This window comes from Sphingomonas sp. TDK1 (assembly GCF_001650735.1).
Classification (GTDB): domain Bacteria; phylum Pseudomonadota; class Alphaproteobacteria; order Sphingomonadales; family Sphingomonadaceae; genus Sphingomonas.
In genome coordinates, this window is the sequence record NZ_LXVY01000006.1 from 15,801 (window position 1) to 36,716 (window position 20,916).

The following is a 20,916-nucleotide window of genomic DNA, read 5'->3' on the forward strand; positions in this document are numbered from 1 at the left end:
CGCAGGGCAGGCGGGTTGCTAGGCTGGGACCATGCTCCGCCTAGCCCTCGCCGCCGCGCTGATGTTCGCGCCTGCCGAAACGCCCGTGCCGCTGCATGCCGGCGGCCGGGCGACCGCGGATGGCCGCTTCGGCTGGCCGGGCGTTTATTTCGAAGGGCGGTTCCAGGGGACGTCGGTAACCGTATCGGTCGAGGCCGATACCGACCATCTCGCCATCCTGATCGATGGCGTGGAGCGCGCCGTGCTGAAAAAGCCCGGCCGCGTCGATCGGCGCTTCGATGGCCTGGCGGACGGGGAGCATGTGATCCGCATCGAGAAGCTGACCGAGACGCAAAGCGGCAGCAGTCGCATCGTCGGTGTCACCACCGACGGCACGCCGCTTGCGCCGCCGGTGTATGTCCGGAAGGTGGAGTTCATCGGCGACTCGCACAGCGTCGGCTATGGCGACACCGCATCGACGCGCAGCTGCAGCGCGGAGGAAGTCCATGACACGACGAACACCGCGCGCGCCTTCGGGCCGTTGCTCGCGAAGAAGTGGGACGCCGACTACCGCGTGATCGCCTTTTCGGGGCGCGGCGTGGTGCGCAATTATGCGGGGGGCAATCCCGGTGAGACGCTGCCGGTGCTGTATCCGCGCGCGATCCCGGGCGAGCCAGCGCCGGCTGCCACGGATGGCTGGAAGCCGCAGCTGATCGTCATCAACCTGGGTACCAACGACTTCTCTACACCGGTGCATTCGGGCGAGGCGTGGACGGATGCGGCGGCACTGCATGCAGACTATCGTACGAAATATGTCGCGTTCGTGCGGCAGTTGCAGGCGGCAAACCCGAACGCCCGCTTCCTGCTGATGGGGGCGCCGGCCTTTATCGCGGATGTGCGTGCGGTGGCGGCGGCAACGGGCGCGACGCCCCTGGCGGTGCCGCAGCTGGCATTCACCGCGTGCAATTTCCATCCGTCTCTCAAGGATCAGCAGCAGATGGCGGATCTGGTAGAGGCTGCGGCGGGCACGCTGAAGTAAGCGCTCCCCTCCCGCACGCGGGGAGGGGAGCAACAGGATCACACCGCCTTCAGGGCATTCTCGAAGTCGGCAATCAGGTCATCGGCATCCTCGACGCCGATCGAGATACGCACCAGATTATCGGTGATTCCCAGCGCCTGCTTGCGCGCCTCCGGCACGGAAAGGTGCGTCATGCCCGCGGGGTGGCTTGCCAGCGTCTCGGTACCGCCCAGGCTGACCGCCAGCTTGGCGATCTTGAGTGCATCCAGAAAGGCGAATGCTTCCTTCTCGCCGCCTTTGAGATACAGCGAGAAGGTCGATCCCGCACCGGTGCAGTGGCGGCGATAGATGTCGGCCTGGCGCTTGTCCTCGCCCCGCTCGAGAAAGCCGAGATAGCCGACCTTCTCCACCTTGGGATGCGCGGCCAGGAATTCGCAGACCTTTGCGGCATTCTCGCCTGCACGGCTCATGCGGAGCTCCAGCGTCTCCAGCGAGCGGAGCAGCATCCAGGCGGTGTTCGGGTCGCAGATCGTGCCGATCGTGTTGCGCATCAGCCGGATCGTGTTGATGTGCGCCTTCGATCCGAGCACGCCGCCCGCGACCAGATCCGAATGGCCGCCCGCATATTTGGTGAGCGAGTAGACGACGATATCGGCACCCTGGCGGAGCGGTTGCGCCCATAGCGGGCCCAGGAAGGTGTTGTCGATCGCGATCGGCGGCTTGCTGTCGCCCTTGAAGATCGCGTCACGGCTGGCGGCGACGGCCTCCACGTCGACCAGCGCATTGGTCGGGTTGGCCGGGCTTTCCAGATAGATCAGCGCGACATTGCCGGTCGCCGCCTTGCTCAGCACCGCGTCGATTTCCTCGCGGGTCGCGCCCGCCGGGAAGTCGAGCCAGTGGATGCCGAAGCGGCCGAGAATGCGCGCGATCAGCGTCTCCGTCGCCGCATAGAGCGGGCCCGAATGGACGATCGTGTCGCCCGGCTTGACCATCGACAGGAACAGCGTGGCGATCGCCGACATGCCCGAGGAGAAGGCGAGGGCGTCCTCGGCCTCTTCCCAGATGGCGAGCCGGTCTTCGAGGATCTCCTGGTTCGGGCCGTTGAAGCGCGAATAGACCAGCCCCTCGGCCCCGCCCGGGCGCTTGCCCGTCACGCCTTCGAAGTGGCGCTTGCCGGCCGCCGCATTGGGGAAGACGAAGGTGGACGTAAGGAAGATCGGAGGTTTCAGCGAGCCTTCCGAGAGCATCGGATCATAGCCGTGCCCCATCATCATCGTCGCCGGCTTCAGCTTGCGATCGCCGATCTTCTCGACATCGCCCTCGGGGCGGGGGCGGGGGGTGCCGCCGGTCAGATCGGCTTCGGTGGCGTCGGTCATGTAAAAGCTCTCCGGTATGTCTTCTGATGATGGTTGCGATTGTAACCAGTTCGGGCGGGCAATCCACCCATCCCCCAACCGTCGTATCACCGCATCGTTTCGGCCGCGCGACCGTGGTCCCCGGCTAACCTTTGATATACGCTGACCTGAGCGGAAAGATCGATCAGTGTCCTCGGACTAATCCATTTCATCGATCGCTCTGGCCGTGCGAGGCTTAGCGCAGATGATAACCCGAAAGTCCTGTGGAGGTGCCCAATGAACGCCGAATCCCAATGCCCGATGCATGGCGGCAAGATGGAAGGGAACGCCGTCCTGTTCGAGATGACGAACCGGACCTGGTGGCCCAACCAGCTCGATCTGACCGTGCTCCACCAGAATCCGCCCGCCGGCGACCCGATGGGCGCGGACTTCGACTATGTCGCCGAATTCCAGAAGCTCGACCTCGCGGCGGTGAAGGCCGACATCTTCGCCCTGATGACCGATTCGCAGGATTGGTGGCCGGCGGATTTCGGCCATTATGGCCCGCTGTTCGTCCGCATGGCCTGGCACAGCGCCGGCACCTACCGCGTCGGTGACGGTCGCGGCGGCGCAGGGTCGGGCACGCAACGCTTCGCGCCGCTCAACAGCTGGCCGGACAATGCCAATCTCGACAAGGCCCGCATGCTGCTGTGGCCGATCAAGCAGAAATACGGCCGGGCGCTGTCCTGGGCCGACCTGCTGATCCTCACGGGGAACTGCGCGCTCGAATCGATGGGCTTCAAGACGGCCGGGTTCGGCGGCGGCCGCGCCGATGTGTGGGAGCCGGAACGCGACATCAACTGGGGACCCGAACGCGAATGGCTGCAGACCAGCGAAAAGCCGGGCGGCCGCTATTCGGGCGAGCGCGACCTGTCGAATCCGCTGGCCGCGGTGCAGATGGGCCTCATCTACGTCAATCCGGAGGGACCGGACGGCAATCCCGATCCGCTGCTCGCCGCGCACGACATTCGCGAGACCTTCGCGCGCATGGCGATGAACGACGAGGAAACCGTTGCGCTGATCGCGGGCGGCCACACCTTCGGCAAGACGCACGGCGCGGCGGACCCGAGCCAGTATATCGGCCCGGAGCCGGAAGGTGCCGGCATCGAGATGCAGGCGCTCGGCTGGTCCAACAGCTATGGCAAGGGCAATGCCGGCGATACGATCACCAGCGGCCTGGAAGTCACCTGGACCGAGACGCCGACCCAGTGGGGCATGGGCTTCTTCAAGAACCTGTTCGAATATGAGTATGAACTGACCAAGAGCCCGGCGGGTGCGCATCAGTGGGTGGCGAAGGATGCCGGCGAGGTGATCCCGGACGCGCATGATCCGTCGAAGAAGCACCGCCCGACGATGCTGACCACGGACCTCTCGCTGCGCTTCGACCCGGCCTATGGCCCGATCTCGCGGCGCTTCTACGAGAATCCCGATCAGTTCGCCCATGCCTTTGCCGAGGCGTGGTACAAGCTGACGCACCGCGACAGCGGTCCGCACGCCAAGCTGCTCGGGCCCGAGGTGCCGGCGGAGCCGCGCATCTGGCAGGATCCTGTCCCGCCGGTGGACCATGTGCTGATCGACGCCGCGGACGTGGCGGCGCTCAAGGCTGAAATCCTCGCCTCCGGCCTGTCGATTTCGCGCTTGGTGAAGACCGCCTGGGCTTCTGCCAGCACCTATCGCGGCTCGGACAAGCGCGGCGGTGCCAATGGCGCGCGCATCCGCCTTGCCCCGCAAAAGGACTGGGCGGTGAACGAGCCGGTCGAGCTCGCCCAGGCGCTCGGCGTGCTGGAGGGCATCCAGGCGACGTTCAACGGCGCCCAGACCGGCGGCAAGAAGGTGTCGCTTGCCGATCTGATCGTGCTCGGCGGCACCGCGGCGGTGGAAGCGGCGGCGAAGAGGGCCGGGCACGAGCTGGCGCTGCCCTTCGTCCCCGGCCGCACCGACGCGACTCAGGAACAGACCGACGCCCACAGCTTCGAGCCGCTCGAACCCAAGGTCGACGGCTTCCGCAACTATGCCCGCGACACCATGGGATGGTCGGAAGAGGAACTGCTGGTCGATCGCGCCGCGCTGCTGACGCTCACCGCGCCGGAGATGACCGTGCTGGTCGGCGGCCTGCGCGTGCTCGGCGCCAACCATGGCGAGTCGAAGCACGGCGTGTTCACGGATCGCCCGGAAACGCTGACCAACGACTTCTTCCGCAACCTGCTGACCACCAGCTTCACCGCGAAATGGGCGGCGCAGGGCGACGGCAGCTTCGTCGCGACCGATCGCAAGACCGGCGAGGCGACGTGGACCGGCACCCGTGTCGACCTGATCTTCGGCTCGAACGCGCAGCTGCGCGCGCTGGCCGAGGCTTATGCGACGGACGATGCGGAGGGCGCGTTCGTCGAGGCATTCGGCAAGGCGTGGACCAAGGTGATGCACGCCGACCGCGTCGACCTGTAAGTCATCCAGAAGGAGCCGTCCGGCGTTGCCGGCGGCCCCTTTCTTTCAGCCTATCCTCTCCCGCCAGGGGGAGGTGGCGCGCGACGCGCGACGGAGGGGGAGGGATGCCAGAACCTCTCGGCCGTCATGCTGCCTCCCCCTCCGTCAGGCTGCGCCTGCCACCTCCCCCTGGCGGGGGAGGAAACGGTGTGGTCTCGCGGAACTGACACGCGTGAAAAGGGGCCGCCCGGCACTGCCGGACGGCCCCTTCATCGCTTGGAGGGGACCTTAGTAGGTACCCTTGAAGCTCGAATTCAGATTGCCCGTCGTGCTCCAATCCTTCGATCGGTCGTCGGTGCTGGTCTGATCGGTGGTCGCGGCGGTGGACTTGGTCTTGTCCTCGCCGAACATCGCGCCCGACTGTTCTTCGTCGCGCCAGTGGTTCTTGGCTTCGTCGGCGGTCTTGCGCAGCGTCACCTTGTCGTCGACGGTCTGGATCCAGCGCGACGGGATCGAATGGTGGCGGCCATTCGCATCGGCGTCGTTCTTGGTCAGGATGATGCGGTCGCCGCGCACCTTGTCGACGGTGCCGACATGGCTGCCGTCGGAACCCAGTACTTCCATATGCTCGGTCACGCGGCGCAGGGCGTCGCGCTGGCCGGTGCGCTCGGTGCGGAAGCTGTCGAACTCGCTGTGGAAACGCTGGGCGTTCTCGCGGCGATATTCATCATAGTCGCGGTCGAATTCTTCGATCCGGCTGCGACGCCATTCGCCATAATGGTTGTCAGCATGGCCTTCGCGCCGGGCCTGCTGCTCGTCGTAGCGCTGGTCCTGACGGCGCCGGCGCTCCGCTTCCTCATCGCCGAACCACGAGCGGACCTCGTCACCGGCGCGGTCGAAGAAGCCGCGGTCACGGTCATAGCCGCGCAGGTCGTTGCCGCCGCGGTCGCGGTCATACCCATAGCTGCTGCCGCGACCCTGGCCCTGCTGGCCATAGCTGCGCGCGGATGCATCGCGGCTGCCCCAGTCGCTGTTCCCATAATTGCGCTGGCCATAGTCGCGGTCGCGGTCGCGGTCCTGGCTCGAATAGCCGCCGTAATTGTCATAGCTGCGCGAACCATAGTCGCTCCAGTCGCGAGCACCGTCGTTCCAGCCGCCGCGCTCCTCGCGACGGCCATAGCCCTGCGCGCCGTAGTTCGACCGGTCCTGGTTGCGCGCTTCGGAGCGCCCACGATTGCCATAGGTGTCGCGCTGGCCGCGATCGCGTCCCAGTTCGCCTGCGGCGGCATAATCGCGCGCGCTGCTGTAGGTGTAATCGCGGCCCGAGCCGTAATCGCGACCATAGTCGCCGGGGGTGCCACTGTCGTTATAGCCGGTGGGGCCGTACGGGCCGTAGCGATTGTTGCGGTCGTCCATCGTATCTCTCCTGCTGAGATTTCGGCGGCTGCGGCATGCTTGCCGTCACGCCCCGTCCAAGCGAGCGGAGGGGCGGATGGGTTCCGCAAATTTAACCTGCGTCACAGGCACTTCGTCGTCGGCGATACAAAAGCAGCGGAAAGGGGCGACAAGCCGGTTGCATCGCGCGTTTCGGCTCGCTAAGGGGAGCGCCTCCCGGGCCAGCCCGGGATCCGGCGGCGGGGCTGTAGCTCAGATGGGAGAGCGCTGCAATCGCACTGCAGAGGTCAGGGGTTCGATTCCCCTCAGCTCCACCAGCCGCCACATCTTCTACGAAAACCGCACCGTTCCCAACCTGCCGTCATGGTGGGATCTTGTCGTGCGCGTTCCGCAAGAAAACGGGGAGGCAAGAACCTTACCTCCCCGCAACGTGATTGTTGTGGCCGGATCAGCGGCTCACTGCTTGCTCATCGTGAAGGTGACATTGCTGCCCGAACGGTTGGCGCTGCAGTTTGGCGAGCCAGTCCAGTGGATAGCCCCTGCGCTGATCGAGCCCGATGAGCTTACATCGACATAGAAATAGCAGGTCTGGATCGCGCCATTCACGGTCATGTTTGCCTTGAACGAGACGTTACCGTCGCCGAGTACGGTGTGGTAGCTTCCCCGCACTTCAGGCGAGCCGGCTTTCAGGGTGCCCTCGATCCGAGGATAGTAGGAGCCCGACCAGCTCACGTCGGAAATGGTGATGTCGAGGCTGGGATCGGCATTGCCCATGTAAAGATAGGCGTAGGTCTGCGCCTGGGCAGGCGTGGCCGCAAAGGCTGCGGTCGCGACAAATGCTCCGGCAATCGCCGTCAATACCTTACGCATCATGAACCCCCGTCAATTTGCTAGAAGACTCTTGCAAGCTGTTCTGCTTGCAAGGCTTTTGTAGCAATAGAGTCCGCGGATGCGGAGCGATTTATTTACGATTTCATTTACCCGCCGTTAAGATAACGCGCGGACTATCCGGCGTTTTTAGGCGGAGCTGCACGCGCAGTCCGGGCATCGCGTCTTCCAGGGTCAGCTCGCCGCGATGCAGCCGTGCGACCGCGGCGACGAGCGGAAGACCCAGCCCGTACCCCCGCACCTGCCGACTGGCATCGAGCCGCCCGAAGCGGCGCAGCGCGCGTGCTCGGTCCTCGGGGGGGATGCCCCGTCCATTGTCCTCGACCCGCAGCAGTGCCGCATCGCCCTCGCGCAGCACTTCCAGGCGGATGCTCGTGCCGCGCGGCGTGTGGGTTACGGCGTTCTCGACGAGATTGACGATCACCTGCGTCAGCAGGCGGGGGTCGCCTTCGATCGGTAGCGGCTCGGCGGGGATCGCGACCCGGAAACCGCGGCCGCTTTCGGTTACCATCAGCGCGAGTCCCTCACCGACATCCCCCGCCAGCCCAGCGAGATCGAGCGGCACGAAGCCGTTTCGGCGCTCGCCGCCTTCAATCTCGGTGATCCGCAAGATGGCCGCGAACAGCGCGAGGATTTCCTCGCTTTCGGCCACGGCGCCAGCCAGTTCGTCGCGCACGGGGGCTGCTTCGGGTGCGTCGGCCAGTGCTGCCAGCCTGCCGTGCAAGCGCGACATGGGTGTTCGCAGGTCGTGCGCGACGTCGTTGGAGATGCTGCGCATGCCGCCCATCAACTCGCCGATACGATCGAGCATGCGGTTGAAGGTCACCGCCAGCCCGCCAAAGACGCTGTTCGGGCGCTCGACCGGGACGCGCGCGGACATGTCGCCGTCGATGATCGCTTCGGCCGTTCCGCGAATTGCCGCGATGTTTACCCGGATCGCACGGATCAGCGCCATCGTGCCGAGCAACAAAATGCCCAGCAGCGCGCCGAAGCCGGTCGCGAGAATCAGTCCGCGCTTATAGTCATGCTGGTCGATCGGCTCGCTTTCCGCGATCAGCGCCAGGGTTTCGCCGCCGCGCAGCCGCGTCACCCAGGCGCGCCCGCGGCTGAGACCCGGGATGGCGGCGTTGCGCTTCACCGTGGAGACGCCCAGCGGCAGTGGCGTGGCCGGCGAGATGTTGCCCGCGATCACTGCGCCTTGCGGGGTAAGCAGCAGGAAGCCGATATCGGCGCTCTCGCGCTCGCTGCTTTCGCGGACGATGCGCCGGGCAATTTCGGGCACTTCGACACCGCCTTCCAGCAATTCGCGCGCTTCCCCCTGCAGTCGCAGGTCGACCTGGCGATCGATCGCGTCGAGCAGTGCGAGATAGACGCCCACGCCGACCAGCGCCGTCGCGACCGAAACGCTGAGCGCGAAGCCGATCGCGATCCGGCCGAGCGATTGTAGGCGTCGGCGCCGCATCGATCAGGCGCGGAACATGTAGCCGACGCCTCGTACGGTGACGATGGGGTCCGGCAGGCCAGGTATCTCCAGCCGCTGCCGCAGCTTCAGGATGTGGACGTCGACGATATTGGTGGCAGGCACGAAGTCATAGCCCCAGACGCGCTCGATCAGCATCTTGCGTGACAGCACGCTGCCCGCCTCGCGCACCAGTTCGGCGAGCAGTTTCAGCTCGGTCTTCTGCAACTCGATCGTCTTGCCCGCGCGGGTGACGCGGTGCCGCAGTACGCTGACGGTGACGTCGCCGGCACTGAGGGTGGCGTTGTCCGCGACAGGCGCCGTGCGACGGCGGAGGACTGCGCGGATTCGCGCGTTGAGCTCATCGATTTCGAAGGGCTTGACGATGTAATCGTCGGCGCCGGCCTCCAGGCCTTCCACCCGTTCGTTGGTGAGGCCCAGCGCGGTCAGCAGAATCACGGGTGTTTCCACGCCCTCTGCGCGCAGGCGTCGCAGTACTTCCACGCCCTCGATCGCCGGCAACATGCGATCGAGCAGTACCACGTCGAATTGCGCCTCGGCGAGCGCGGCGATGGCGGCGCGTCCGTCACCCACAGCCGCCACGAGGTAGCCGAGGCTTCCGAGTTGGCGAACGAGCAGGGCGCTCAACTGTGCGTCGTCCTCGACGACGAGGGCGCGAAGGGAGGGAGTGGACAGCGTTTCGGACGAGGATTGCATGCGGGTGCTCTTACGGAAGGCGGCTGTTCGTAACCTTACGAGGCGTGCAGGTCGACTCGCGTCCTGGTATCTGAGCGCCTTGCGGTAGCCGCGACGTGCTTCGGGTGAATTCGGGCGAACCGACGGAAACCCGCTGGCGCACGTCATGCGAAAGTAGATAGGGCCTTTGCGGCGTCTTGTGCGGCCGACTCGGGCGAACGGGCCAGCGCATCCCAGCGGCGGACGCTCGGCGCGACGGCAAAAAAAATTCAAAGGCGTGCTGTGGGTCGCTCGGGGCGGCGTCGTCTTACCAATGGATATTCATACCGTACTCGGTTCAGCTGATGGGTGCGGCCGTTTCGGAGCATGTGGAAAGCTCCTTAGTGGCCGAGCCGAAGAAAAGCGGGCAGAACAGCGGCACGATATCGCAACGTTGCCAGGGGATCTGCGAGTGTCGCCACAATATAGCAGCGGACGAATCCGCGTTCTCACCTTCCTGCACAGCTTCGATGCCGGCGGTGTGGAGCGTGTTGCCCTTCGCTTAGTCCGACACTGGCGAGCGATGGGCGTGGATGCGCCGCTATTCATGGGCCGCGACGACGGCGCAATGCACGGCGAGTTCGGCGACATCGCCTATGACATGCCCCGCCAGCCTCGCATTCGCCAGCACAGCTGGGAAACGCTGTGGATGATTGTGACCCTGCCCGCGGCGATCCGTCGCCTTCGGCCGGACGTGCTGTTCGTGGCCGGCTCTACCTACACCATCGTCGCCGTCGCGATGACGCTGCTGCTCGGTCGCCGCTGCCCGCCGATCGTCGTGAAGGTCAGCAACGATCTGGCGCGGCGCGACCTGAACCCGATCAGCCGCCTCTTCTGGCGCGCCTGGCTGCGCGTCCAGGCGCACGCCGCGCACCACTGGGTGGTGATGGATGAGGCCATGGTACCCGAACTGCCGCCGGTGATGGCGCGGCGCAGCCATGTCGTGCACGATCCCGCGATCTGCGCAACGCAGTTGCTGCCCGAACGAGACGCTCGGGAGGAAGGGCCGCGGCGGTTCGTCGCCGTCGGGCGGCTTGCGGCGCAAAAGCATTTCGCGCTGATGTTGCGGGCGTTCGCGCGCGTGGTGCAGCCCGGAGAGACGCTGACGATCTTTGGTGACGGCGTGGAGCGCGGCGCGCTCGAGGCGCTTGCTGCGTCGCTCGGCATCGCCGATTGCGTGCATTTCGCCGGCCATGTCGCTGATGCGCCCGCGCGGCTGCCGGCATTCGACGTGTTGCTGATGTCCTCGCGCTATGAAGGCGTGCCGGCAGTTGTTATCGAAGCATTGGCTGCGGGTCTGGCGGTCGTTTCGACCGATTGCGGCGCCGGCCTGCGCAGCTTGCTGGGCGAGGGCCGGTTCGGCACCATCGTGCCGCAGAACGAAACGCTGTTGGCCGATGCGATCCGCGCCGCGCCTGTGGCTGCGCCCGATCGCTCCGCGTTGCTCGCGTCGCTGCGCCGCTTCACGATCGAGCGCTCGGCGCAAGACTATCTCACGTTGTTCGTTGCTGCAGCGGCAGCGGCAGCGCGGACGCGAGCCCGATCCACGGGCTTGGAGCAAGAGGTTCCTGCATGAAGTCCCCGGTACAGGCGGTACGGTCCGCCTATGCGTCGCTTTCACCCATCACCCGGGAGCGATTGCTCGCCATTGTTGGGCTCGCCTTTTCGGCCGTCATTCTCGTCGCAGTATTCTGGCAGCTCGACGGGCTGGACTTCACCGTACTCACCCAGACGCCGACCAACCCGCTGTTCTGGTTATGCTTCGCTGCCACCTATGCGCTGGCGCCGTTCATGGACTGGCTGATCCTGCGGCGCATCTGGGGCGTGGGTGCGGCGGCTTTCCCGGCCCTGCTGCGCAAGCAGGCGGCGAACGAAGTGGTCCTCGGTTATTCGGGCGACGCGCAGCTCTATGTCTGGGCGCGGCGAACGATGGGCGCCGCCGGGCGGCCGTTTGAGACGCTGCGCGACGTGGCGGTCACCTCGGCGCTGGCGGGCAACCTCGTCACGCTGGCGATGCTCGTGCTGCACGCGCCGATTGTCCACGGGCTCGCCAAGGGCACCTTGTTCACGACGTTGCTGATCTCCACCGCGACGATCGTGCTGTCTTCGATGGCGATCTTCTTCTTCCGACGGGTGGTGTTTGCGCTGCCGCCACGCCAGCTCGCGGCGACCATCGGCATTCACATTGCGCGTATCCTGCTGAGCCTGTTGCTTACTGCTTTACTCTGGAAGCTGTTGCTGCCGGCGGTGCCGACCGCAGCGCTGTTTCTGGTCGGCACGCTGCGCATGATGCTCTCGCGGCTGCCGTTCGTGCCGGCGCGCGAGGCCTTGCTCGCGCCCCTGATCGTAGCGTTGCTGGGCGATGCGGCGGGGCTCGCAGGGGCCGTGCTCTTCGTTGCGACGCTGATGCTCGCCGCCCATGTCGTGGTAGGCGGCGCCTCGGCGCTTGCCGACATGTTTGCGCGTTCCCGGCCGCGGCTCGCCTGAGCCAAGATAAAAAAGCACTGGCGCCCATGCGCCGCTGCCGCCATCAGCCGCCCGGAATAGCGAAAGGCAGGAGTGATGGGGAAAACGGCGCTGGTGGTGGGCGCATTGCTGGCAGGGGTTCTGCTGGGCTTTGCCGCGCGCTGGCCTGCGGGCGCGTTTCTGGCACCCTGGATCGATTTCGTGGCTCCCGTCGGGGCTTTCTGGATCCGTGCGCTGACCATGACGCTGGTGCCGCTGGTCTTCGCGCTGGTGGTGAGCGGCGTCGTCAACGCGGTGCGCCATGGCCAGGGCGGACGGCTGCTGGCAACCAGCTTTGCCGTGTTCCTGCCGATGCTGGTTCTGGCGGCACTGCTCGCTTGGGGCGCGCTGGAGATCGTCTTGTGGCTGTTTCCTCTCGGTCCCGAACCCCTTGCTGGGTTGCTGACGGCTGCGCCGCCCGCAGCGCCGTATGTGCCGACGGCCTCTGAACAGATCCTCGCGGTTCTTCCGGAAAATCCGATCGCGGCAGCGGCGGGCGGACAGATGCTGCCGCTGGTTGTCTTCGCCGTGCTGCTCGGTGTTGCCATCGCGCGGACGGGCGGGAACGGGCTGGCGGGTGTGATCGACGAACTCGGCATGTCGATGACGCGCATCGTCGACTGGATCCTGCTGGCGGCGCCGATCGGCATTTTCGTGCTGGCGCTCGGAGCGGGCAAGGCGGCTGGCGCGAGCGTTGCGGGTGTGCTGGCACGCGACGTGGCAGCGGAAATCCTGTTCTGTCTTGCCGCGATCGGCATGTGTTATCTGCTGGTTCTGGGACTGCGGGCGATGCCGCTCGCCCGCTTCGCCCGCGGGATCCTGCCTGCGCAGGCAACGGCGGCGGGCACCTGCTCGTCGATGGCGACTGCGCCGGTCTCGATGGACGTCGCGCTTAACGGCCTGCAACTCCCGCAGGAAGTCGCGGGTACCACGCTTCCGCTTGCCATCTCCACCTTCCGGCTGGCGACAACGGGCGTAACGGTGATCGAGGTGTTCCTGGCCGCGCACGCGGCGGGGGTGCACGCGTCCCCGGTGCAATGGGCGCTGGCGGGCCTGTCGGCGGTGATCGCGGGCATCGCGACGCCGGGGCTGCCGGGGGCGGCGATCCTCTATGCGTGCGACGCGCCGGGCATGCAGATCCTTGGTGCGCCGCTGGCGATGATCCCGCTCTACATCGCAGTCTCGGCCATCCCGGACATGTTCATTACCACCGCCAGCGTCACCGGCCAGGTGACCGCGACCACGCTCGTCGCGCGCTTGGTCAGGCGGGGGCGCTGAGCCCGGGAAGCACACCCTTCGCGATGGTCATGCTGCGGCCACCGATCCAGGCCTGGCCATCCGCTTCATAGGTCACGAAGATCCGCCCACGCCGATCGAGCCGGGTGCCCTGCGCGGCAACATAGCCGCCCGTTGCCCGGCCACTTTCAAGCAGCCACTGCGCGGCCGAGGCGTTGAAGCTGCCGGTAACCGGGTCCTCGATCACGGCGCCGAACGCGCCGCTGAAGAACGTGCGGATTTCCCAGTCTACCGGGCCTCCCGCGGGATGCGCGCCGATCAGGCCGATCTCGACCCGCCCGTCCCAATGCCGCACCGGCTCCACCGCCAGCACGGCTTCCGCAGAGTGGAGCAACACTGCGATCCAGCCCGGGCCGTTGTCGGCCCAGGCGGCATCGACGATCGCGTCCGGGTCGATCCGGAGGGCCCGTGCCAGCATGGCGCGAGTGTCCGAATCCACGGGGCCGTCTCGCATCAGCGGCGGGGCTGCGAAGGCAAGGCGATCGGCGTTGCGGCGGATCGGGATCAGACCCGCGCCGCATTGCTGGACGATCCGGTCGCCTGCCGCCGGAACACCGCCCGCCGCCAGCCAGGCATGGCACGCGCCCAGCGTCGGGTGGCCGGCAAAGGGCAATTCGCGATCCAGCGTGAAGATGCGGGCATGATAGTCCGCACCCGCGATGCTGGGTGGCAGCAGAAACACCGTTTCGCTCAGATTGAACCAGCGGGTGATCGCCAGCATCGTCGCCGTATCGAGATCGCCGCCGCCATGCACCACCGCCAGCGGGTTGCCCGTGAACGGCCCGTCATGAAACACGTCGACCAGCGAGAAGGGTGTTGTCATTTGATGCATCTCCCCGGCCGCGGACACGGCCGGCGCGGGGCATCGCCGATCGCGATCCGGGTGGCAAGCCTCAGCCGGGCGCTGCCGCCGATCCCGCAAGCAACCCGCCATCCACCTGCACTTCGGTGCCGGTGATATAGGCCGCTTCGTCGGAAGCCAGCATAGCGGCGACCGCAGCGACTTCCTCGGCCAGACCGAACCGCCGGAGCGGCGTGTCGGCGACCAAGGCGTCCATGCGTGCGGCGCGATCGGGGCCGCGGCCCAGCATCGGCTCCCACATCGGGGTGAGGATGGCGGCGGGATGGATGCTGTTGCACCGGATCTTCCAGCCCTGCTGCGCGCAGTAGAGCGCCACCGTCTTGCTGTGGTTGCGGATTGCCGCCTTGGAGGAGGCATAGGCGGCCGCACTGGGGATGCCGACCATGCCGGAGCGGGACGAGATGTTGAGGATCGATCCTGCCCCTGCCGCCTTCATTGCGCCGATGGCATAGCGGCAACCGAGGAAGGTGCCGTCCAGATTGACGCGGTGCACGGCGCGCCAGTCCTCCAGCCGGGCATGTTCGGGGTCGTGCGCCACCATTCCCTGCTCGAAGCCTGTCACCCCGGCATTGTTGACGACCACGTCCGCGACGGGAATTTCGGCCGCCAGTCGTGCCCAGTCGGCTTCTTCGGCAACGTCGAGCCGCTCGAACCGACAGCCCAGGTCCGCCGCGGCGGCGGAGCCGGCGACGTCGTTCAGGTCGGTGAGGATCACCGTGCCGCCTTCGGCAAGGAAGCGGGCGGCGATGGCGCGACCGATGCCGCGCGCTGCGCCGGTGACGACGCAGGTCTTGTTCTTCAATCGTTGCATGTTCTTCTCGGAAACAGGGTCCAGGTGCACGGTGGGGCCGCGGGCTTTCGGTTGCCGCTTCAGCGGTGACGATGGACCATGTCGAGAACTCCCGATGACCCACCCATCCTAAGGGGAGGGGGCGGCCGGGGCAAGCACCGTCAGAGTCGCTTTTCCATGCGTACCAGCGGCACGCGGACGCCGCCGATCGGGGCGGACAGGATCGGCTCCACCGACTGGTAGCCACAGGCCTTGTACAGCGGCACGCCGGCCATGGTGGCCATCATCTCGGCCCGGGCGTATCCAGCAGCGCGCGCGGCGTCCTCGCACAGACCAAGCACGCGGCGGCCGATGCCGCGGCGGGTGAAATCCGGATGGGTGTACATGGCGCGGATCTTCGCCGCGTCGCGCATCGGATCGAGGCGCTGGGGTTCGCGTGCGACGATGCTGGCATCGCCACCGTACAGGGTCGCCCGAAAGGACCAGCCGCCGCACCCGGCGATGGCGCCCCCGGCATCTTCCACGAGGAAATAGGTCTGGTCGGCGATCAACTGGGTGTCGAGGCCCATCACCTGGTGGCTGGCGGCAACCTGCTCGGGCGTCAGGAAGCCGTGCTGGAGCTGCGCGATCGCACGGCTCATGACCGCCCGCAGCGCCTCCAGATCATCCGGCTGGGCGAGGCGATGGGTGAAGGTGGGCATTGGCGAGTTCCTGCGCATATCCTCCCCCGCCAGGGGGAGGTGTCAGGCCTAGCCTGACGGAGGGGGAGGATGCCAGACCCTCGCGGCGGGCGTGCTTCCGCCCCCTCCGTCGCCTGTGGCGCCACCTCCCCCTGGCGGGGGAGGATAGATGTCGTCAGTGGTTGTCGCGCGGTACGCCGTGCGTCTGGGCGATGCGCTGGAACTGTTCGGCACCCTCCAGGATCGCGCCGGTGTTCATCTGGCCGACCACGGCACGCTGAATCGCCTGCCACGGCGTCTGCGAAGCCGGATAGGCATAGCCGCCCGCCTCGGCCAGCACGCGGCGACGCTCGGCGAGCTCGTCTGCCGGGATGAGCACGTCGGCGGTGCCGCGCTGGAGATCGATCCGCACCCGGTCGCCCGTCTTCAGCAGCGCCAGCCCGCCCATTGCCGCCGCCTCGGGCGAGGCGTTGAGGATCGACGGCGAGGCCGAGGTGCCCGACTGTCGGCCGTCGCCGATGCACGGCAGCGCATGCACGCCCTCGCGGATCAGATAGGCCGGCGCGCGCATGTTCACCACTTCCGCCGCACCCGGATAGCCGATCGGCCCGGCGCCGCGCATCACCAGCAGCGTGTCCGGCGTGATGCCGGTCGCCGGATCGTCGATGCGGTGGTGATAGTCCTCGGGACCGTCGAACACCACGACCGGGCCTTCGAACGCCTCGGGATCATTGGGGTTGGAGAGGTAGCGATCGCGGAATTCGGGGCCGATCACGCTGGTCTTCATGATCGCCGCGTCGAACAGATTGCCGCGCAGCACGATGAAGCCGGCTTCCTCGACCAGCGGCTGGTCGAAGCTGCGGATGACCTTTTCGTCCTCGATCGTCGCATTGCGGCAATTCTCGCCGATGGTCTTGCCGTTGGCGGTGATCGCATTCTCGTGGATCAGGCCCTGCTGCATCAGCTGGGCAACCACCGCGGGCACGCCGCCGGCGCGGTAATAGTCCTCGCCGAGATACTCGCCGGCCGGCTGCAGGTTGACCAGCAGCGGCACCTTGTGGCCGTGCGTCTGCCAGTCGTCGAGCGCGAGGTCGGCACCGACATGGCGGGCGATCGCCGCGAGATGGATCGGCGCGTTGGTCGATCCGCCGATCGCCGAGTTGACCACGATGGCATTGAGGAAGGCCTCGCGCGTCAGGATGTCCGAAGGCTTGAGGTCCTCTGCCACCATATCGACGATGCGCTTGCCGGTGCGATAGGCGGCCTCCTGCCGGTCACGATAGGGCGCGGGGATCGCCGCCGAGCCCGGCAGCATCATGCCCAGGGCCTCGGCAAGGCTGTTCATCGTCGTCGCCGTGCCCATGGTGTTGCAATAGCCGGTCGACGGTGCCGAGGAGCTGACCAGGCGGATAAAACCCTCGTCATCGATCTCGCCCGCCGCGAGCAGCTCGCGCGCCTTCCACACGATCGTGCCCGAGCCGGTGCGCTCGCCGCGGTGCCAGCCGTTGAGCATCGGCCCGACCGACAGCGCGATCGCCGGGATGTTCACTGTCGCCGCCGCCATCAGGCAGGCCGGGGTGGTCTTGTCGCAGCCGGTGGTGAGCACCACGCCGTCGATCGGATAGCCGTACAGCAGCTCGACCAGGCCGAGATAGGCGAGGTTGCGATCCAGGCCGGCGGTCGGGCGCTTGCCGGTTTCCTGGATCGGATGGACCGGAAACTCGATCGCAATGCCGCCGGCCTCGCGAATGCCTTCGCGGATGCGCTCTGCGAGCACCAGATGGTGGCGGTTGCACGGGCTCAGGTCCGACCCCGTCTGGGCAATTCCGATGATCGGCTTGCCCGAACGCAGTTCCTCGAGGCTCAGCCCGTAGTTGAGATAGCGCTCGAGATAGAGCGCCGTCATGTCAACATTCTCGGGGTTATCGAACCAGGCGCGGCTGCGCAGCTTGGGGGCAGTATCGGTCATCGGAAAAGCCTTGCGGGAGGAAAGGTCAGTTGGTCGTCGAGAAGCGATAGACGATCACGTTGCGATAGGTCTGCCCCGGATTGAGCCGCGCCGAGCCGAGTGCGGGCTGGTTGGGCGTATCCGGGAAGACCTGGGGTTCGAGGGCGAGGGCATCGCCCTGGCGATAGGCGTGGTTCGACTTGCCGATGGCGGTGCCGTCGAGGAAGTTGCCGGTGTAGAATTGCACGCCCGGCTGGTTGGAGAGAACCTCCATCACCCGGCCGCTCGACGGATCCTCGACGCGGGCATGCAGCACCGGCTGGGCTGAGGGTGCCTTGGCGATCACGAAATTCTCGTCATAGCCCTGGCCGAACACGATCTGCGGATCGCGGCCATCGCGGATGCGCGCACCGATCGCCATCGGCTTGCGGAAGTCGAACGGCGTGCCCTCCACCGGGCGAAGCGTGCCGGTGGGGATCAGCGTCTTGTCGACCGGGGTGGTGGTCTCGGCCGGGATCGTCACGACATGGTCGTAGATCGAGCGCTGCGAGGCCTCGCCCGCTAGATTGAAGAAGCTGTGGTTGGTGATGTTGACGATCGTCGGCTTGGTCGTGGTCGCCGTATACTCGACCGACAGCTCGTTCTTCTCGTTCAGCGCGTAGGTTGCGGTGACGGTGAGCTGGCCCGGATAGCCTTCCTCGCCATCGGCCGCGACATAGCGGAGCGTAACGCTGGCGCTCTCGCCGCTCGCCACCTTCTCCACGGTCCATAGTCGCTTGTCGAAGCCCTTCAGGCCGCCGTGCAGCGCATTGGGGCCGTTGTTCTTGGCGAGCGTATAGGTCTTGCGGTCGATGCTGAACGTGCCGCCCTTGATGCGATTGGCATAGCGGCCGACCGTGGCGCCGAAATAGTTCGGCGCGACCAGATAGCCCTTCATGTCATTATAGCCGAGCGTCACGTCCTCGGACTTGCCGCTGCGGTCGGGCGCCGAGAGCGACTGAAGGATCGCGCCATAACTGAGGATGGTGGCGCGCATGCCGTGACCATTGGTGAGGGTGATTGCCTCCACCTTCTGACCATCGGCGGTGGTGCCGAAGGCGGCGCGAGTCGCTTCGCCTGCTTGTGCGGACAGCGGGATCATCGCGGTGGCGAGCAGGGCGCCCTTGATAAGATAATTCATGCAAAACCTCTCCCCATGGGCTATCGCTGCTGCGAGCGGCGACGCGGCCGTTGACGCTGGACACCGGGTTTAATACTCGGACTAGAAAGCGAAGAGCAACCCCGCCGCGTGACTGCGTGGCTAAAAAACGAGAGGATCACACCAGCATGGCGGTCATGCCGACCTCAAAGGCTGCTCCGGCGGGGGCCGGGCCAGCTTCTTCCCCTACAAACTACGGACGCGCGCTGGCCCTGCTGGCCACGCTGTTCTTCATGTGGGGCTTCATCACGGTGATCAACGGCACGCTGCTGCCGCATCTGCGCAGCGTGTTCGAACTCAGCTATTTCCAGGCGGCGCTGATCGAAAGCGTCTGGTTCATCGCCTATTTCTTCGCCTCCATCCCTTCGGCCAAGCTGATCGAACGGATCGGCTACCAGAAGTCGCTGGTCGTCGGGCTGCTGATCATGGCGGCGGGTGCGCTGGGGATGACGCTGGCGGCGAGCCTGCCGTCCTACGGCGTCACGCTGTTCATGCTGTTCGTGATCGCCAGCGGCATCACCCTGCTGCAGGTCGCCGCCAATCCCTATGTCGCGGTAATCGGTCCGTCCGAAACCGCCTCGTCGCGGCTCAATCTGGTGCAGGCGATGAACTCGGCGGGCACGATGCTCGCTCCGCTGTTCGGCGCCTATCTGATCCTCGGCCGTTCGAAGGGCGGCACGGCGCATGCGGGTGCCACGCTCACCCAGGCAGAACGCCTGGCCGACGCGCACGCCGTGATCCTGCCCTATGTGCTGGTCGCGGTGGTGCTGCTGGTCCTCGCGATCGTAATCGCGCGCTTTCCGCTGCCCGCCATGGGCTCGGCCACCAGCCGCGTTGCCAAGGAGGATCGCAAGAATCACAGCTTGTGGAGCCACCGCAACCTGGTGTTCGGCATCGGCGCGATCTTCATCTACCTGATCGCCGAGATCGGCGTCGGCAACCTGTTCGTGAACTTCGTCAGCCGGCCCGAGATCGGCAACATGACGACCGAGCAGGCGGGCCGCTACCTCACGCTGCTGTGGGGCGGCATGATGGTCGGCCGGTTCGTCGGTTCGGCGATCATGCAGAAGGTCGATGCGGGTATCGTTCTCGCCGTCTTTTCGATCGGCGCGTTCGTCGTGATGATGGTCACAGTGTTCACGCAGGGCGAAGTCGCGATGTGGTCGCTGATCCTGGTGGGCCTGTTCCACTCGATCATGTTCCCGACCATCTTCACCCTCGGCATCAAGGGTCTCGGCCCGCTGACCGAGGAGGGATCGGGCCTGCTGATCATGGCGATCGCCGGCGGCGCGCTGGTGGCGGTGCAGGGCTGGCTGGCCGATACCTATGGCCTGCAGCATTCGTTCCTGCTGACCGCGGTCTGCGAACTCTACATCCTGTTCTACGCGTTGTGGGGCTCCAAGCCCACCAACGCGATCGAGGATTGAGAAGTGTTTCCTCCCTCGCGCAAGCGGGGGAGGGGGACCGCCGCAGCGGGCAGTGGCGGAGGGGGCGTCGCCGCGGGCGGCGCCCCTTTCGTATGTCTGGGAGGGGGTACCGTCACATCGAGAGGCGCGTATCCTCCAGTGCGAGATCGACCAGCGTCCGCATCGCCGCCGCCGCCGCCTCGGGATCGCCCGCCGCGATCGCATCGAACACCTTGATGTGATCGGGCACCGGATCGCGCGGCAGGGCACGGGCGCGCTGCTTGTACTTGGTCGTCCAGCTCACCGCCGCGCCGATGCTGGCGCTGAGCGCGATCAGCGCATTGTTGTGCGTCGCCTCCAGCAGCGCGTCATGGAAGTCGCGGTCCGCCGCGCGGCCCGCCTCGGTCGCCAGCGTATGGCGACGCATCTTGGCGAGCGCGTCGCGCATCGCCTTCACATCGTCGCGGTCGCGGCGCTCGGCGGCGAGGCGAGCGGCGGCGGGCTCCACCACCGCGCGCAGCTCGAACAGGTCGCGGACGAAATCGGTATCGGGTTCCCCGGAGAAAGCCCAGGCGAGCACCTGCGGGTCCAGCATGTTCCAGCGGCTGCGCGGCAGCACGCGGGTGCCGGCCTTGGGGCGGCTTTCGACCAGACCCTTGGCGGTCAGCACCTGCACCGCCTCGCGATAGGCGCTGCGCGACACGTCGAGCGCTTCCGCATTGGCGACTTCGCCGGTCAGCTTCTCGCCGGGGGCGATGGCGCCGGACACGATCTGGGTGCCGAGATAATGGGCGATCGCCCCGCGCAGGCGCCGGCCGGATCCCTTGGGCGTCCGCGTGATCGGCTGCACGCCCATCTCGTCCACGCCGTCCGCCACCTCGTCCACTGCCATTCGCTCGCTCTCCTGCATATTTCATCGTGTAGCGCGAAGCTGTGCTC

General features: G+C 66.6%; 17 protein-coding genes and 1 tRNA gene. 7 read left to right on the plus strand and 11 right to left on the minus strand.

Annotated elements, in window-relative coordinates; translation table 11 throughout:
• The first annotated feature begins 31 nt into the window (after positions 1–31).
• Positions 32–1,018 (plus strand): SGNH/GDSL hydrolase family protein, encoded by a 987-nt coding sequence (locus tag A7X12_RS06855; RefSeq protein ID WP_064310922.1) that lies wholly within the window; start codon positions 32–34, stop codon positions 1,016–1,018.
• Between the two features lie 38 nt (positions 1,019–1,056).
• Here the strand turns inward: A7X12_RS06855 and A7X12_RS06860 are convergent, their stop codons facing one another.
• A complete protein-coding gene (locus A7X12_RS06860) occupies positions 1,057–2,373 on the minus strand; it encodes a cystathionine gamma-synthase family protein (RefSeq protein ID WP_064310923.1) in 1,317 nt (438 codons plus the stop codon).
• 255 nt (positions 2,374–2,628) lie between these two features.
• Here A7X12_RS06860 and katG point away from each other — a divergent pair, with 255 nt between their 5' ends.
• On the plus strand, positions 2,629–4,836 hold the full coding sequence (gene katG / locus A7X12_RS06865) for a catalase/peroxidase HPI (RefSeq protein WP_064310924.1): 2,208 nt from the start codon (positions 2,629–2,631) through the stop codon (positions 4,834–4,836).
• Positions 4,837–5,103: 267 nt separating this feature from the next.
• On the opposite strand, the gene A7X12_RS06870 is transcribed toward katG, so the two are convergent.
• The gene (locus A7X12_RS06870; RefSeq protein WP_064310925.1) at positions 5,104–6,231 is read right to left on the minus strand and encodes a DUF2171 domain-containing protein; all 1,128 of its coding nucleotides are present in this window, start codon (positions 6,229–6,231) and stop codon (positions 5,104–5,106) included.
• 220 nt (positions 6,232–6,451) lie between these two features.
• Between A7X12_RS06870 and A7X12_RS06875 the strand changes: the two genes are divergently transcribed.
• Positions 6,452–6,527: transfer RNA gene (locus A7X12_RS06875), tRNA-Ala, on the plus strand.
• Between the two features lie 139 nt (positions 6,528–6,666).
• Here A7X12_RS06875 and A7X12_RS06880 read toward each other — a convergent pair.
• The 3 genes from A7X12_RS06880 to A7X12_RS06890 all read right to left on the minus strand — a co-directional run bounded on the left by A7X12_RS06880 (position 6,667) and on the right by A7X12_RS06890 (position 9,274).
• Complete coding sequence (locus tag A7X12_RS06880) at positions 6,667–7,080, minus strand: hypothetical protein (protein ID WP_232318391.1); 414 nt, start codon at positions 7,078–7,080, stop codon at positions 6,667–6,669.
• A gap of 103 nt (positions 7,081–7,183) precedes the next feature.
• A complete protein-coding gene (locus A7X12_RS06885) occupies positions 7,184–8,560 on the minus strand; it encodes a sensor histidine kinase (RefSeq protein WP_064310927.1) in 1,377 nt (458 codons plus the stop codon).
• Positions 8,561–8,563: 3 nt separating this feature from the next.
• Entirely contained in the window at positions 8,564–9,274 is a 711-nt protein-coding gene (locus tag A7X12_RS06890) for a response regulator transcription factor (protein WP_064310928.1), read from the minus strand.
• Positions 9,275–9,704: 430 nt separating this feature from the next.
• On the opposite strand from A7X12_RS06890, the gene A7X12_RS06895 reads away from it, so the two are divergent.
• The 3 genes from A7X12_RS06895 to A7X12_RS06905 all read left to right on the plus strand — a co-directional run bounded on the left by A7X12_RS06895 (position 9,705) and on the right by A7X12_RS06905 (position 13,075).
• Positions 9,705–10,868, plus strand: coding sequence for a glycosyltransferase (locus tag A7X12_RS06895; RefSeq protein WP_232318392.1), 1,164 nt, complete (start codon positions 9,705–9,707; stop codon positions 10,866–10,868).
• Positions 10,865–11,779: a hypothetical protein gene (locus A7X12_RS06900; RefSeq protein WP_157105522.1), complete on the plus strand. Its 915-nt coding sequence runs from the start codon at positions 10,865–10,867 to the stop codon at positions 11,777–11,779. The genes A7X12_RS06895 and A7X12_RS06900 overlap by 4 nt, the downstream gene beginning before the upstream one ends.
• A 75-nt stretch (positions 11,780–11,854) precedes the next feature.
• Positions 11,855–13,075 carry a dicarboxylate/amino acid:cation symporter gene (locus A7X12_RS06905; protein ID WP_064310931.1) on the plus strand — a complete coding sequence of 407 codons (1,221 nt, stop codon included), beginning with the start codon at positions 11,855–11,857 and terminating at the stop codon, positions 13,073–13,075.
• Here A7X12_RS06905 and A7X12_RS06910 read toward each other — a convergent pair.
• From A7X12_RS06910 to A7X12_RS06930, 5 genes are all read right to left on the minus strand, one after another.
• The gene (locus A7X12_RS06910; protein ID WP_064311049.1) at positions 13,059–13,916 is read right to left on the minus strand and encodes a PhzF family phenazine biosynthesis protein; all 858 of its coding nucleotides are present in this window, start codon (positions 13,914–13,916) and stop codon (positions 13,059–13,061) included. The two genes, A7X12_RS06905 and A7X12_RS06910, sit on opposite strands and share 17 nt — an antisense overlap.
• 70 nt (positions 13,917–13,986) lie before the next feature.
• A complete protein-coding gene (locus A7X12_RS06915) occupies positions 13,987–14,766 on the minus strand; it encodes an SDR family oxidoreductase (RefSeq protein ID WP_064310932.1) in 780 nt (259 codons plus the stop codon).
• A 140-nt stretch (positions 14,767–14,906) separates the two neighbouring features.
• Positions 14,907–15,446: a GNAT family N-acetyltransferase gene (locus A7X12_RS06920; RefSeq protein WP_064310933.1), complete on the minus strand. Its 540-nt coding sequence runs from the start codon at positions 15,444–15,446 to the stop codon at positions 14,907–14,909.
• 154 nt (positions 15,447–15,600) lie between these two features.
• Positions 15,601–17,394 carry an IlvD/Edd family dehydratase gene (locus tag A7X12_RS06925; RefSeq protein ID WP_064310934.1) on the minus strand — a complete coding sequence of 598 codons (1,794 nt, stop codon included), beginning with the start codon at positions 17,392–17,394 and terminating at the stop codon, positions 15,601–15,603.
• 25 nt (positions 17,395–17,419) lie between these two features.
• Positions 17,420–18,553 (minus strand): aldose epimerase family protein, encoded by a 1,134-nt coding sequence (locus A7X12_RS06930; RefSeq protein WP_064310935.1) that lies wholly within the window; start codon positions 18,551–18,553, stop codon positions 17,420–17,422.
• Between the two features lie 155 nt (positions 18,554–18,708).
• On the opposite strand from A7X12_RS06930, the gene A7X12_RS06935 reads away from it, so the two are divergent.
• Positions 18,709–19,998, plus strand: coding sequence for a sugar MFS transporter (locus A7X12_RS06935; RefSeq protein ID WP_443029293.1), 1,290 nt, complete (start codon positions 18,709–18,711; stop codon positions 19,996–19,998).
• A 112-nt stretch (positions 19,999–20,110) separates the two neighbouring features.
• Here the strand turns inward: A7X12_RS06935 and A7X12_RS06940 are convergent, their stop codons facing one another.
• Positions 20,111–20,833: a FadR/GntR family transcriptional regulator gene (locus tag A7X12_RS06940; RefSeq protein WP_232318399.1), complete on the minus strand. Its 723-nt coding sequence runs from the start codon at positions 20,831–20,833 to the stop codon at positions 20,111–20,113.
• Positions 20,834–20,916: the final 83 nt, after the last annotated feature.

Excerpts from the sequence above, each read along its gene's own strand:
- A7X12_RS06855 (WP_064310922.1), top strand. The coding sequence starts at position 32 with ATGCTCCGCCTAGCCCTCGCCGCCGCGCTGATGTTCGCGCCTGCCGAA.
- A7X12_RS06860 (WP_064310923.1), bottom strand. The coding sequence starts at position 2,373 with ATGACCGACGCCACCGAAGCCGATCTGACCGGCGGCACCCCCCGCCCC.
- katG (WP_064310924.1), top strand. The coding sequence starts at position 2,629 with ATGAACGCCGAATCCCAATGCCCGATGCATGGCGGCAAGATGGAAGGG.
- A7X12_RS06870 (WP_064310925.1), bottom strand. The coding sequence starts at position 6,231 with ATGGACGACCGCAACAATCGCTACGGCCCGTACGGCCCCACCGGCTAT.
- A7X12_RS06880 (WP_232318391.1), bottom strand. The coding sequence starts at position 7,080 with ATGCGTAAGGTATTGACGGCGATTGCCGGAGCATTTGTCGCGACCGCA.
- A7X12_RS06885 (WP_064310927.1), bottom strand. The coding sequence starts at position 8,560 with ATGCGGCGCCGACGCCTACAATCGCTCGGCCGGATCGCGATCGGCTTC.
- A7X12_RS06890 (WP_064310928.1), bottom strand. The coding sequence starts at position 9,274 with ATGCAATCCTCGTCCGAAACGCTGTCCACTCCCTCCCTTCGCGCCCTC.
- A7X12_RS06900 (WP_157105522.1), top strand. The coding sequence starts at position 10,865 with ATGAAGTCCCCGGTACAGGCGGTACGGTCCGCCTATGCGTCGCTTTCA.
- A7X12_RS06905 (WP_064310931.1), top strand. The coding sequence starts at position 11,855 with ATGGGGAAAACGGCGCTGGTGGTGGGCGCATTGCTGGCAGGGGTTCTG.
- A7X12_RS06910 (WP_064311049.1), bottom strand. The coding sequence starts at position 13,916 with ATGACAACACCCTTCTCGCTGGTCGACGTGTTTCATGACGGGCCGTTC.
- A7X12_RS06915 (WP_064310932.1), bottom strand. The coding sequence starts at position 14,766 with ATGCAACGATTGAAGAACAAGACCTGCGTCGTCACCGGCGCAGCGCGC.
- A7X12_RS06920 (WP_064310933.1), bottom strand. The coding sequence starts at position 15,446 with ATGCCCACCTTCACCCATCGCCTCGCCCAGCCGGATGATCTGGAGGCG.
- A7X12_RS06925 (WP_064310934.1), bottom strand. The coding sequence starts at position 17,394 with ATGACCGATACTGCCCCCAAGCTGCGCAGCCGCGCCTGGTTCGATAAC.
- A7X12_RS06930 (WP_064310935.1), bottom strand. The coding sequence starts at position 18,553 with ATGAATTATCTTATCAAGGGCGCCCTGCTCGCCACCGCGATGATCCCG.
- A7X12_RS06935 (WP_443029293.1), top strand. The coding sequence starts at position 18,709 with ATGCCGACCTCAAAGGCTGCTCCGGCGGGGGCCGGGCCAGCTTCTTCC.
- A7X12_RS06940 (WP_232318399.1), bottom strand. The coding sequence starts at position 20,833 with ATGGGCGTGCAGCCGATCACGCGGACGCCCAAGGGATCCGGCCGGCGC.